The sequence below is a fragment of the Colwellia psychrerythraea genome (assembly GCF_000764185.1).
Taxonomy (GTDB): Bacteria; Pseudomonadota; Gammaproteobacteria; order Enterobacterales; family Alteromonadaceae; genus Colwellia; species Colwellia psychrerythraea_B.
The window spans coordinates 1-12,736 of sequence record NZ_JQEC01000007.1; the positions used below are offsets into that span (position 1 = coordinate 1).

Here is a 12,736-nt window from a genome sequence, read left to right on the forward strand (position 1 = left end):
GTTTCTGCACCTTCAAGTGAATTAAACTTGACTAAAACCGTAGTTTTTTGAATTTGTAAATGTTTCACAGAATAATTTTCACATTCTAGTGCCATTACAGGGCTGGCTAAGGTAATAAATAAAATAATTGTATATATTTTGTTTTTCATTTTCATTTTCATTTTCCATAAATATTTTAAAACGCCCGTTTAATGGGCAAATAATAGTTGGTTAAAATAGCGACGCAGGAGCAAAACCAACTGTTATTTGTCCTGTTAAAACGCTTGTTATGTGGTAGTTGGACTCGGTAGTTGCCTTACTGCTAGTCCATTACTCTCAAATTCAATTGACCCATTCTCTGTAAAATCAAAAACAACCTTCCACCTTTTATTTGGTAAACCTTCGAAAATTACTTCCCAAGTTAATAGCGGATTCACGTGTTTTTTGTAGTCTAGATTAACTTTTAAGTTAGTCGCCCAATTACATACTAACTCTTGAATCGGAGAATTAGCTGGTGCGATGCGAATTATGAGCGTTGGGTCGGTGAATTGGGTATCCCAATAATAGCCAAAATAATTAGCGTCTCCCCATCTAAGTTCATTAACCTGTGTTTCGGATAACTCAAGCATTCGTATCTACCACATAACGCCACGTTAAGCGGCAAAAAATTGTTGGCTAAAATTGTGAACGGAGTGAAACAGCCAACTGTTTTTTGTCCGTTTGAACGCCTTGTTAGGCATCGATTTCATCTTCACTATCGTCTATCTGATCTAACGCATAATCGAGTTCAAATTTGACTTCACTCTCAATACGTATGGCAAGCAATATAACCATTACTACTAGTTTTTCTTTGATAGATAACCGCGAATATTTGTCAGCTAGCCCAGTAGGTCGGTCTGGGTTATTAGAAATAATGTCCTGAATACCATCACGATCCTCTGCTACAAAACTATCATAAAAACTTTTAACATCCGATGAATCGAGTTTGAAATTAGCTCTATGAGCAAATTTGTTTCTTATACTTGTTATAGAATTTATAGGTTTATATATTTCTTCATCTAAACCCATTGCAACGGCAAGTTTTACTTTATTAGAAAAATCTATACTCATCTTATCTAGGTAGTCATGATTAGGAACGACTAGCGATAAAAAATGATCTACATATTGCTCAATAAGGATATGTGCTCTTACAACTGCACCAAGCTCATCTTCATTTAATAAAATATTCAACATTTTATCGAGCAACGCCGATTCTCCTCAAGATGCCTAACGCCTCATTAAGAGGCTAAAAATAGTTGGTTAAAATAAGCGACGAAGGAGCAAAACCAACTGTTTTTTGTCCTTTTAAATGACTTGTTATATGCACAATGCCACCTAATAACTTTCTGATATATATTGAATTAGTTTATTTAAATTTATTCTTCGAGCTTTATAATCAGTTAATTCACCGCACCGTTCTGGGTAAAAATACTCCGTTATTGATTCTGGAGTATCTTGAACCATAGCCAAAGAACCAAATAGATTAATATAGCTATTTTCTCTCTTTGAATAATCAATATTGATCTTCCAAAAAGATCTTCCGTAGGAAGTACCAACATATTTTCCTTGAGAATCTTTTTTAACAAAAAGTACACTACTAGTATTAAGTTCATAAACTCTTTGGTCATGAAATTCTGACGACCAATGCACCGTAATGTATTTCTCGTTATATTTACCCTTGACACTTTTTATAACTTTGAACTTAGCCTGACCAGTTCCTAAATCAGTTATTTTAATTTCTTGAGCGATTCCGTAAACAATAAACTCTGAATCATGAATTAACTCACTCCATTTAGATGGTGCAAGTTTAGCTAGAGTCACATTTGAAAATAGGATTAAGAACGCTAATGTTAAAAATTTCACCAGACCTCCCTGTGCATATAACAGCTTATTATGTAGACGTCTCAGTAACTCCCATCTACTTGATTGTGAATAAAGTAACTCAATATTCTTTGATTTCAAAGTCTTATTGTATTGTTATAGGTGTTTTTTATAGGCAGATAAGGTTATTACTGAGACGTCTCAGTAATAACTTGATAGAAATAACACGTTAATTTCATTATTTTCATATACTTAAAGAAAAAACCATACTGGTTGATGTGTGTTACTAAGACTTCTCAGTAACACACATGATGTATTCATTAGAAAATATATGTCAAAAACTCAATAGCTAATGTCTCCAATGCGCACAAAGTGTTCTTCAAAATTGCTGATTTAGTCTCAGGTATTATGACTAATCGGGAGCTTGAAGGTGCCTTTAAAAAATTTAGCTGATGATATCGCTAAGAGACTTTCGAACACTGGCTACTATAGCTCTAACACACTGCATACGTGAGTAGTTTGGCCTAATCACCAGGGAGATTCCACGTATTGGCACTGGTGCTTGAAATTTACCATAATGAATAGTATCACTGGCTAGATTGCCTTGCGCAGCCAGCGCTGGTAGTAAAGTTATGCCCATGCCACTCGCCACCATATGCCTTAATGTCTCTAAACTTGTCGCTTGAAAGCTAATATCTTCTTTAGCACCGGCAGAAAAACAATAACCCATCGCTTGATCTTTAAGGCAATGGCCATCAGCCAAGGTAAGGATTTTTTCATCTTGTAAATCAGCTAATGAAAGAGATTTTTTATTGGCGAGCCGATGACTTTTAGGCGTGGCCAACATCAAAGGTTCATCAAACAGTTGGTATGATTCGAACTTTTCCATTTCGACAAGGTAAGGTAAAATTAGCACATCTAATTTACCTTCATCTAACTGTTGCAACAATACTTTGGTTTGGTTTTCATGTAAGAAGAAATTGATGTTTGGCAGAGTAGTATTTAAGTCAGCCATAATATGTGGCAATAAATACGGCGCTAATGTCGGGATCAAACCTAAGTGTAAATCGCCGGCAAAAGGATCAAGCAAGGCTTTGGCACAAGACTCAAACTGCCCTGCCGCTTGTAATACTTTACGTGCTTCTTCAACGAGCTGATCGCCAGCTGGCGTTAACATTACATTGCGGCGATGACGCTCTACCAGTTGTAAACCAAGCTGCTCTTCTAACTTCATTAATTGCCCACTCAAGGTCGGCTGACTAACAAAGCAAGATTGTGCCGCTTTACCGAAGTGTTTGTGTTTATCTATGGCTGTTAAATATTCTAAATCGCGTAACTTAATCATAGTTAAAGCCTATCAATTAATAAGAAAAAATAGTAATAGGCTATGGTATTAGGTTAATGCGATGAAAGCTAGCCAAGCGCTAGCCAAAAACCAACACCTACCATCAAGCTACCCGCTATACGGTTCATCCATTTAATATTATTACCGCGACTTAAAAATATTCGTAAGCTTTTACCACCCGTAGCGTAAGCCATCATACTGGTAAATTCTGTTAGCATAATAACACCTAATAACACCATAAGTTGAGGTGCTACATCACGGTCAACACTGATAAAAGGCGGCAGTAGAGAGATCATAAAAGCCCAACCCTTGGGATTGGCAATGGCCGTCACGAAGCCTTGCGAGAATAACGTTTGTCGACTTACATCGCTTAATTCGTTTTCGCCTACTGACATTTTACCTTTTTCCCGCCACATATTAATGCCTATATAGGCTAAATAAGCGCCGCCTAGCCATTTTAAAACTTCAAATATATCTGGGTAGTTAAGCATAATGCCGGCAACGCCAAGCACAGCAGCTATAGCAACAATGGCCACGCCAATGAGTTCTCCAATCATCATCCACATAGTTCGTCGTACACCAATGCTCATGCCTAACGTCATAGCTAACGTCATGCACATCCCTGGGGTAATAGAGACAAAAAAGAATGTTGGTATAAATACCGCAAGAACGGCTAAATCAGGCATTCATTGAACCTTAATATTTGAACGATATAATTTCGCCAACACTTTAACAAAGATGTGTGTTGTGAATGATAAAATAGCGATGAATTATAGAATAAAACAGTCTAAATGCGAAATAATGTACTGACCAACAGTTTCAGCCGAGTGGCTTTTGAGTAAAAAAATGTCTAAAAGTGGTGATTTTGAGAAGAGCTAATTTTGAAAGGAGTAACAGTGAGTTAATAATAATCACTGGCAAGAGCGAATACTCCTCACCAGCAATAATTAAGATTGCTTAACGCAACATAGTAAACCAACCCATAAGCATAGGTAATAACGGCATGGCAACCATTGCCACAATAACCATTAGCACATTGATGGTTGAGGTAGTGTCTTTAAAGTCTTCTTCGTGGTGTGTCATGATCTAGTATCCTGTACAACAAGTAATCAACTAAAATATGGCGCGCATTTTAGCCGATATTGTTAACTATAGACAGAAAAACTTGATCTAGATCAATAAATATCACTCTTAATCTGTTTACTACAACAATAATAAAAAACATTACTTCTCAGGTCATATCTATATTTTTTCTATATCATCACAAGACTAGCAATGAAATAGGCGACTAATGTTAATGCGCCGCCAAAAAGTGCATAAGGCATTTGAGTTTTAACATGTTCAAGTAAATCACACCCTGAAGCGATAGATGATACAGCTGTAGTATCTGAAATAGGTGAACAATGGTCACCAAAAACTCCACCTCCTAAAATCGCAGCAATAACCAATGATGGCGGTAATCCTAGTGCTTGAATTAAGGGCACACCAATTGGAATTAAGATGGCAAAAGTTCCCCACGAGGTACCTGTGCTAAATGAAATAATGCCGCCAGCTAAAAATAGCATAGGTACAATAAACACTATAGGTAAATACTCACCAACAACACCGGCGATAAAAATACCTGTGCCAAGTTCTTTTAAACTAGCTCCCAACGTGAGAGACATTAGTACTATAGTCACTAAAGGTAAAAGTTCGGCAATACCTTTAAAACCTATATCAACTAATTCTTTATGTTCAAAGCGCTTAGAAAATTTCAATAAAAAGTAACTAACTGCCAGCGCTAAACACGTAGCATAAAGTACTGATTTACTACCACTACCCTGCGTAATGTCACCATTACCGCTCCAATACATAAAGAAGAACATACCTAAAATCATGCTCATCAGCGGTATTAACATAAAGCGTGCTTTGGTAGCAGGCACCATGCTTTCTTCTAAGATATCTTTAGTTAATGTGCCTTGGATAACCTGTTCTTGGTTCGTCGGTTTTTGCCTAGTGTTTGCTGGAGAAGCTACTGCGTGTTGGATTTGTTGCGGCTCTACAGATTGTGTCTTGTTTAATGCTTTTTCTGTCGCCTTTAGCGGACCATGCACTCTATCGGTAACTACCGTATAAACCACCATAAGTAACGCAATAATGGCATAAAAATTAAACGCGACTGAGCCCCATAAAATAGAGACAGAAGATTCTCCTAGATCATAATTGTTTAGCAGGGCTAAAACGTACGCTCCCCAACCATTGAGTAATACTAAAATACATACTGGCGCACTGGTACTATCAATAATATAAGCTAAACGAGCTCGGCTCATTTTAAATTTATCAAATAAATCGCGAGATAAAATACCCGCAGTAAGTACACTAAGATTTGATTCAATAAAGATAACCATGCCAGTAAACATGGTTAAACCACCTACTTGCCTTTTACTTTTGGCAATACCGTTATTCACTAACTTTTCTACGGTTGCGGTAACGCCGCCAGACTCTCGAATATAAGCCAGTAAGGCGCCGATAAGTAAACTAAAGATCAAAATTCGTGCATTGCCAGCAGAGCTAACCACACTAATAATACGTTCAATGAAGCCGAGAAAGGCATGAAAAGGCGCGTTGCTATGATGTTGTGCTGCTAATAATAACTCAGCGGTGAACACCGCTGAAAGTAAGGCGAGAATGACTTCTTTTTTCCAAACAACTATAACAATAGCCACCAAAGGGGGTAGCACTGACAACCATTCCATAAAACACCTTACCCTGTAAATTTAATAATAATACCAAGACTTTAATCAATAGTAACAGGGCTCAGTTTGTCAAATAGCTAGAAGAGATTCAATCTATCACTCAGCTAATAACAATAAAAAACCCGACAATGTGTAAACTTATCGGGCTTTAACTCTCTTTTATAAGAAGATATTGAAAACTAATTAATAGTAATCATCCTCTTTATTGTGTGCTTGTGGATCTTCAATAATATCGCTGATGTTTACTTCAAAATTATTATTATTTTTACAATCAACCATATAAATAGTATGTGTTGAACCATCAACCCAGGTGACTGTACCACTGCCTTTTTTACTGCCACATTTCATACCAATATGAATATCTTTAAATTCCATAAGCCCTCCCCTCACTTAACAAGGTGTGCTGAGTTAGAACTCTACACCAACAATCAGTTCATTTTTTGAACAGCCTATTTTTAAGTATAGTGCTGAAGTAATGAAATGCGAGTAGATTATTACTTTGTTTTTTTCGGATAAATGAGTAAATTGAGCTAACTGACTCTAAAGTATGAAAAACGTTAAAGTAAAAAGACTAGTAATTAAAAAGAATAAATTCCCGACAATATAGCTCGGAATCATGGGTAAGATATGGGTTAAGGTAAAAACTCATTACCTAAAGTACACGTTGCGCTGGCACCAGTTACCGCAGGCATATTACTGACTAAGCCTTGATCAAAAGCATACGCTAACCATGCAAATGCCATGGCTTCGAGAATATCGCCATCTACGTTCAAAGCTTGCATACTATCTACAGTATAAGCTGATTCAGAGTTATTCAAACTGTGCTTAAGTGCAGCAACTAGAGCGTTATTGTGCACCCCGCCGCCACATAAATAGACTTTACCTTGCTTAGCCAATGACATAACTTCCGCACTAATACTTTGTGCAGTAAAAGCCAATAACGTTGCTTGAATATCTTCAGCACTAAGAAACAAGTTACTCTTTTCATAAAAAGTAGTTAATTGCTGCTCAAGCCAATCAAGGTTAAAGTATTCTCGCCCAGTACTTTTAGGGGCTACAGCTTTAATATAAGCATCTTGCATTAGTTGCATTAGTAACGCTTGGTTTATGTTGCCAGTAGCAGCCCAAAGGCCGGATTTATCAAATTTATCATGACTTGCTTGATGATGTTTAAGAAACCAATCATCAAGTAAAGCATTGCCTGGACCGGTATCAAAGCCTAATACTGTTTTATCCGACCCCTGCTCTGGCAAAAAAGTAATATTAGCAATGCCACCAATGTTGACAACAAAGTTGGCATTCATAGAGTCAGCAAACAATTGTTGATGAAAAATGGGCACTAAAGGCGCACCTTGACCACCTAACGCCATATCTTTACGGCGAAATTGACCGACAACGCGGATATTTGTCAAAGTAGCTAATGTCTGGCAGCAGCCTATTTGTAAGGTAAAAGGGTTATCATCGCTTGGCCGATGGCGAATGGTTTGTCCGTGGTTGCCAATAGCAATAATATCGCTGGCGCTGAGATTTTCTTGCTTAAGCAGCGCGATAATTGCTTGAGAAAACAAATGCGCTAATTCCACATCGAGATGAAAAGCGCGATCTATTTCATTAGTGCCCTGCTGATAAAGTGAAGTGATTTTTTTGGCTGTTGTACAGTTATAATCTTGATAAAAACTAGCGATTAATCTCGACTTTTGCTGTGAATCACTAAAATCGACCAGTGCTAAATCAATACCATCAGCGCTGGTACCTGACATTAAGCCAATATAATATTTCCCTTGTACTTTACTTTCTTTGTCAGTCATTAGTCGCTAGTTCACTGGCTTCGATTGAAGGCTGTGTTGAAAGTAAAGCATTTTTAGCACCCGATAAATTCTCTAACCGCTTAGCTGCTAACAATAAAAAATCTTTTTTATATTTTTTAGCAATAGGTCTAGCATCGGGTAGTTTTACCGTACGCGGATTACGATGCACACCATGAAGTAAAAATTCATAATGTAAATGTGGTCCTGCTGCTAAGCCAGTGGCACCGACATAACCTATAGTTTGGTTTTGCTTAACACGTTGACCTTTTTTTACTGACGGCCGCTTATAGAAGTGTAAGTACTTAGTCACTATGCCATTACCATGCTGAATAAACACGTAATAACCATTGTACTTACTATAACCAGCACGGGTAACCGTACCATTACCGGCCGCAACCACTGGCGTACCTTGTTTCGCTGCGTAATCTATACCATTATGTGATTGCACACGTTTTGTTACTGGGTGACGGCGATTACGCTTAAAGCTTGAACTGATGTATTTAAAGCTAACTGGTGCACGTAAAAAAGCTTTACGCATGCTCCTGCCATCTGGACTGTAATATTCATCATCAGTAAAACGTACGGCTTGAAACACTTCACCTTGGTTGGTTATCTCTGCCGCTAAAATATTACCAGTACCAATGTATTCACCTTCAACATATTTTTTCTCAAAGGTAATATGGAAACTATCCCCTTCGCGTATATCTAGGCCAAAATCGATATCCCAACCGAAAATATTGGCAAAATTAATAATTTGGCTATCATTCAATCCTGCAGTAACACCAGCATGCCAAAAACTAGAGTTGATGGTACCGTAACTAAAGCTCTCTCTTATTTCTACTTGCTTAGTTTCTCGGTGTGATTGATAGCTATCGCCGACTAAATTAATAAAAAGCGTATCTGTTTTAGAGAGGGGGTACTCAAGCGCGGCCAATTGTTCCGCTTCATTACTGGCGACACGTAATTTATCACCAACATTCAACCTTTTTAATAATTTGCTGTCTTCACCTTTCGCTGTACTCACTGCATAGGTTGTTTGCGCACTAAAACCTAAGCGCTTCAAAATTAATGCTAATGAGTCACCACTGCGCACTTTCACCGTTTGCCAGCTTAAACTAGCAAGCTCGTCTAAAGAATCTTGTATTTTAACTTTAGCTTTTAATTTACCGCTAGCTAAACTGCCATCTTGCAGAGTACTTTGGTTGTTAACTAACGAAGGTAGTTGTTCAGTTGCGGTATTTTTAGAGGCTTTAGACGTACTGCGTTGCGGTAACACACTTTGCCTTGGCGTCGAACTTGCCGGTACTATATCTTCAGGTAGTGTCAATTGAATACGCTGACCCACTTGGATATCTTCGCTATCAGCATTGTCACTGCTGGAAGGTAGAATAAGTAATAGTAATAAAAAAACGCTACTGCCGATGATTATCAAACGATGTAACTTAGGCAAATTTTGGAATATTTCTAATAATTTTTTAAACAAAGTACGACTCGAAACTTTCATAGCAGGAAAAGGATAAATACAAAAAAAACACAGGTAATCTACTGACTATATCAAAACTCACCCTAAACTACAGAAAAAATGCCCCGATAACTCACGGTAACAATTTTTCGCATCAAAATATCATGCCCGATCTGCCCCATTTCGAACTGTTTAGCCTAAGAGATTACAACTTTACTGACTTAATCAATGATTCTTTATTAAAAAAGCCATTATAAGGTTTTATCCCACTGGCAAAGTGCAGTAGAATTCGACCATTAAATAAACTTTACCTAGTCAATATAACCACTCGTTTTAATAAAATAGTGTGCGCCCTATTTTCAGTGCAACAACTCAGTAGTTATCACTTATTAAGAGACTAAGTATCAATGCCAGTCAGTGGAGTCCTAGATGACCGATGTTAACCAAGCATTTGCCGAACTAAAACGCGGCGCAGAAGAAATATTAGTAGAAGAAGAGTTATTAGCAAAACTTAAAACCGGTAAGCGACTAAAGATTAAAGCCGGCTTTGATCCAACTGCGCCTGATTTGCATTTAGGGCACACAGTTCTTATTAATAAACTAAGAACTTTCCAAGAACTTGGCCATGAAGTTATTTTCTTGATTGGTGACTTTACTGGCATGATTGGTGATCCTACTGGTAAAAATGTTACTCGTAAGCCATTAACCAAAGAAGATGTCTTAGCCAACGCTGAAACTTATAAAGAACAAGTATTTAAGATTCTTGATCCCGCTAAAACCACAGTAGCGTTTAACTCTACTTGGATGGATAAATTAGGCGCTGCAGGCATGTTAAAACTTGCTTCTCGTCAAACAGTTGCTCGTATGATGGAACGTGATGACTTTAAAAAGCGTTACGCCAATGGTCAAGCGATTGCCATTCATGAGTTTATGTACCCGTTAGTACAGGGCTGGGATTCAGTTGCCTTAGAAGCAGATGTTGAACTTGGCGGTACCGATCAAAAATTCAATTTATTAATGGGCCGTGAATTACAAAAATCTGAAGGGCAACGTCCACAAACAGTATTAATGATGCCATTACTTGAAGGTTTAGACGGCGTACAAAAAATGTCTAAATCATTAGGCAACTACATTGGTATTACAGATAGCCCTACAGAAATGTTTGGCAAAATCATGTCGATTTCTGATGTATTAATGTGGCGCTATTACGAATTATTGAGCTTTAAACCACTTAGCGAAATTGAAGGCTATAAAACCGATATTGAAAACGGTAAAAACCCACGTGATGTTAAAATCGATTTGGCTAAAGAATTAATTGCCCGTTTTCACGATGAAGCCGCAGCACAAGCTGCCCATGATGAATTTATCAATCGCTTCCAAAAAGGCGCTTTACCTGATGATATGCCTGAGCTGGAAATTACAGCTGAAGGCGGCGAAATAGCCATTGCTAACTTGCTTAAAGAGGCAGGTTTAGTCGGTAGTACTTCTGATGCTTATAGAATGATCAAACAAGGCGCGGCTAAAATTGATAGCGAAAAAGTTACCGAGAAAAGCCTAGTTATTAAAGCCGGCACTACTGCGGTTTACCAAGTAGGTAAACGTAAATTTGCTCGTATCACGGTAAAATAAATACCTTAAAATCATAGTTAATAATTAAGTAGTACTTATTGTAGGTACTACTTAATTACAACAATTGAATAAAACTCTTACCGAAACTAGCACTATACAAAACTATACATTTCCACAAAAGGCAGCTACAACGATTAACTTTCAAATAAAACTACATAAATACTAAATAAACACTAGATTCAAGGATGATGAAATAATGGTAAAAGTACACATATGGACAAAAAATTCGACTCATGTCGGTCATGCAGCCCTAACGATTGGCAGTACGTACATAAGTTTCTGGCCTGATGGTGAGGCAGGTAAAAAAGATTTAAAAATTAAAACTAGTCAACCCGGTTCATTCATGACTAACTTGGCTACTGATATTAAGAACGAGGGAAATAGACAGCCAATCACAGTAACCCTAAATGACTTAGAAGAAAAAGAAATATTACTTTTTATACGAGGAATCCAACTGAACATTCCTAGATATCAGCTAGCACGTAACAATTGCTCTCATATTGTGGCGCAATGTTTACAGGCTGGTGCAAAAAAACCAAGCTTTACCCCTAGCGCAAAAGAATATGGCAAATTAGGCTCTATTTTAGGTTATGGAATTTGGACTCCAGAACAAGTATTAAGATACGCGAGAGAATTAGCATGATACATATATTTTATAGTGAAAATTTCAATATAGATTTAGGCTTACTACGCTATTTGCATCCTTTTGACGGTATGAAATTTCAAAAGGTTTTTGATGATATCCAATCCAACTCCAACATAAAATTTCACTCTCCTGAAAATCCTATTTCGTTAACACTTGTGAATGAATTTGTTAACGAGTTGATAGAGTTGCTTATTATTGAGAAAGTGACAATTCTAAGAGCATTAGAAGTACCTAACATACCTTTTGTTGGGTTTAGTTACTTAGATAAAAAAATATTATCGCCAATGCGTTATGGTGTAAGCGCTACTTTGCAAGCAACCAAGTTAGCCTTAACGGGAAAGAATTGCTGGAACTTAGCTGGTGGCTATCATCATGCTAGTCAGCATAATATGGAAGGCTTCTGTATTTATAATGATATCGGCATTACCTACCAAGAGCTGATTAAAAGCGGTGAACTAATAAATACCGATCAAGTTTTAATTATTGATACCGATGCTCATCATGGTAATGGTAATGCTAGAACTTTTCTCGATAACGATAAAGTAAAAATATTGGATGTATATAATAGTGATATCTATCCTCAAAGTGAGTTTACTCGAGAGCGTATAGATTTTCCTGTACCCGTAAGTTCAGGCATCTCAGGTGATGAGTATTTAGCAAAATACCAAAAAGCATTAAATACGCTATCGAGTGATTATAAAGTCGCCTTTGTTGTTGCCGGTACCGATGTGCTTGCCAGTGATAAACTTGGACACATGAAATTAACGATAGATGATGTGGTCGAAAGAGAAAAAATAACACTAGAGCGCCTTAAAGCGCTAGATATTCCTGTTGTTTTTCTAGGTGGTGGTGGCTATTCAAAAGAAAGTGCACAAGCCATCTCTGCGGCAATTAATCGGATAAGTGAATTATAATAGAGAGGATTAATGAGCAAAGTTGGTACTACTGCGGTTTACCAAGTGGGTAAACGTAAATTTTCTGGTATCACTGTAAGTTAAAATACACAACTAAATTAGTTTATCCGTTATCAAGCCAGTAATAATGTTACTGGCTTTTTCATTGCTATTTTATCGCCTAGTCTCACCTTTAAATAATAATGAACAAGTGTAATAACAAGTTGTTTTCTGCTGTGATTGGAATAACCTAGAGCACATTAATCATGCAAATGGATGGTACTTAAATGACTTACCTGCACGGTTCAAAAAGCCTAGGCCATTAAAAACAGGGGTAAAACGGCAATACAGTTATGTATAAAGTACATAAAACTTTGAC

Annotated in this window: 13 protein-coding genes; 3 read left to right on the forward strand and 10 right to left on the reverse strand. The window is 37.3% G+C overall.

Going from position 1 to position 12,736, the window contains the following annotated elements:
• Positions 1 to 266: 266 nt before the first annotated feature.
• The 10 genes from GAB14E_RS18310 to GAB14E_RS18270 all read right to left on the reverse strand — a co-directional run bounded on the left by GAB14E_RS18310 (position 267) and on the right by GAB14E_RS18270 (position 9,231).
• A complete protein-coding gene (locus GAB14E_RS18310; protein WP_033081010.1) occupies positions 267 to 608 on the reverse strand; it encodes a hypothetical protein in 342 nt (113 codons plus the stop codon).
• A 103-nt stretch (positions 609 to 711) separates the two neighbouring features.
• Positions 712 to 1,224: a hypothetical protein gene (locus GAB14E_RS18305; RefSeq protein WP_156115660.1), complete on the reverse strand. Its 513-nt coding sequence runs from the start codon at positions 1,222 to 1,224 to the stop codon at positions 712 to 714.
• 129 nt (positions 1,225 to 1,353) lie between these two features.
• On the reverse strand, positions 1,354 to 1,881 hold the full coding sequence (locus tag GAB14E_RS18300; RefSeq protein WP_033081012.1) for a hypothetical protein: 528 nt from the start codon (positions 1,879 to 1,881) through the stop codon (positions 1,354 to 1,356).
• 403 nt (positions 1,882 to 2,284) lie between these two features.
• On the reverse strand, positions 2,285 to 3,184 hold the full coding sequence (gene oxyR / locus GAB14E_RS18295) for a DNA-binding transcriptional regulator OxyR (protein WP_052093472.1): 900 nt from the start codon (positions 3,182 to 3,184) through the stop codon (positions 2,285 to 2,287).
• A 68-nt stretch (positions 3,185 to 3,252) separates the two neighbouring features.
• Complete coding sequence (locus tag GAB14E_RS18290; RefSeq protein ID WP_033081013.1) at positions 3,253 to 3,870, reverse strand: LysE family translocator; 618 nt, start codon at positions 3,868 to 3,870, stop codon at positions 3,253 to 3,255.
• Between the two features lie 271 nt (positions 3,871 to 4,141).
• Entirely contained in the window at positions 4,142 to 4,267 is a 126-nt protein-coding gene (locus GAB14E_RS25450; protein ID WP_269429098.1) for a hypothetical protein, read from the reverse strand.
• A 170-nt stretch (positions 4,268 to 4,437) separates the two neighbouring features.
• Positions 4,438 to 5,919, reverse strand: a complete 1,482-nt coding sequence (locus tag GAB14E_RS18285; protein WP_033081014.1) for a Na+/H+ antiporter NhaC family protein — start codon at positions 5,917 to 5,919, stop codon at positions 4,438 to 4,440.
• A gap of 183 nt (positions 5,920 to 6,102) precedes the next feature.
• Complete coding sequence (locus GAB14E_RS18280) at positions 6,103 to 6,294, reverse strand: hypothetical protein (protein ID WP_033081015.1); 192 nt, start codon at positions 6,292 to 6,294, stop codon at positions 6,103 to 6,105.
• Positions 6,295 to 6,551: 257 nt separating this feature from the next.
• The gene (locus tag GAB14E_RS18275; protein ID WP_033081016.1) at positions 6,552 to 7,727 is read right to left on the reverse strand and encodes an anhydro-N-acetylmuramic acid kinase; all 1,176 of its coding nucleotides are present in this window, start codon (positions 7,725 to 7,727) and stop codon (positions 6,552 to 6,554) included.
• On the reverse strand, positions 7,720 to 9,231 hold the full coding sequence (locus GAB14E_RS18270) for a peptidoglycan DD-metalloendopeptidase family protein (protein WP_033081017.1): 1,512 nt from the start codon (positions 9,229 to 9,231) through the stop codon (positions 7,720 to 7,722). Before GAB14E_RS18270 ends, GAB14E_RS18275 begins: the two co-directional genes overlap by 8 nt.
• 387 nt (positions 9,232 to 9,618) lie before the next feature.
• On the opposite strand from GAB14E_RS18270, the gene tyrS reads away from it, so the two are divergent.
• The 3 genes from tyrS (at position 9,619) to GAB14E_RS18255 (ending at position 12,378) form a co-directional block, all read left to right on the forward strand.
• Positions 9,619 to 10,818: a tyrosine--tRNA ligase gene (gene tyrS, locus GAB14E_RS18265; protein ID WP_033081018.1), complete on the forward strand. Its 1,200-nt coding sequence runs from the start codon at positions 9,619 to 9,621 to the stop codon at positions 10,816 to 10,818.
• 196 nt (positions 10,819 to 11,014) lie between these two features.
• The gene (locus tag GAB14E_RS18260) at positions 11,015 to 11,461 is read left to right on the forward strand and encodes a hypothetical protein (RefSeq protein WP_033081019.1); all 447 of its coding nucleotides are present in this window, start codon (positions 11,015 to 11,017) and stop codon (positions 11,459 to 11,461) included.
• Entirely contained in the window at positions 11,458 to 12,378 is a 921-nt protein-coding gene (locus GAB14E_RS18255) for a histone deacetylase family protein (RefSeq protein ID WP_033081020.1), read from the forward strand. Before GAB14E_RS18260 ends, GAB14E_RS18255 begins: the two co-directional genes overlap by 4 nt.
• Positions 12,379 to 12,736 lie beyond the last annotated feature (358 nt).

Bases quoted from the DNA above. Each gene is read 5' to 3' on its own strand.
- GAB14E_RS18290 (WP_033081013.1), bottom strand. From the start codon at position 3,870: ATGCCTGATTTAGCCGTTCTTGCGGTATTTATACCAACATTCTTTTTT.
- GAB14E_RS18270 (WP_033081017.1), bottom strand. From the start codon at position 9,231: ATGAAAGTTTCGAGTCGTACTTTGTTTAAAAAATTATTAGAAATATTC.
- tyrS (WP_033081018.1), top strand. From the start codon at position 9,619: ATGACCGATGTTAACCAAGCATTTGCCGAACTAAAACGCGGCGCAGAA.
- GAB14E_RS18255 (WP_033081020.1), top strand. From the start codon at position 11,458: ATGATACATATATTTTATAGTGAAAATTTCAATATAGATTTAGGCTTA.
- GAB14E_RS18310 (WP_033081010.1), bottom strand. From the start codon at position 608: ATGCTTGAGTTATCCGAAACACAGGTTAATGAACTTAGATGGGGAGAC.
- GAB14E_RS25450 (WP_269429098.1), bottom strand. From the start codon at position 4,267: ATGACACACCACGAAGAAGACTTTAAAGACACTACCTCAACCATCAAT.
- oxyR (WP_052093472.1), bottom strand. From the start codon at position 3,184: ATGATTAAGTTACGCGATTTAGAATATTTAACAGCCATAGATAAACAC.
- GAB14E_RS18260 (WP_033081019.1), top strand. From the start codon at position 11,015: ATGGTAAAAGTACACATATGGACAAAAAATTCGACTCATGTCGGTCAT.
- GAB14E_RS18280 (WP_033081015.1), bottom strand. From the start codon at position 6,294: ATGGAATTTAAAGATATTCATATTGGTATGAAATGTGGCAGTAAAAAA.
- GAB14E_RS18275 (WP_033081016.1), bottom strand. From the start codon at position 7,727: ATGACTGACAAAGAAAGTAAAGTACAAGGGAAATATTATATTGGCTTA.
- GAB14E_RS18285 (WP_033081014.1), bottom strand. From the start codon at position 5,919: ATGGAATGGTTGTCAGTGCTACCCCCTTTGGTGGCTATTGTTATAGTT.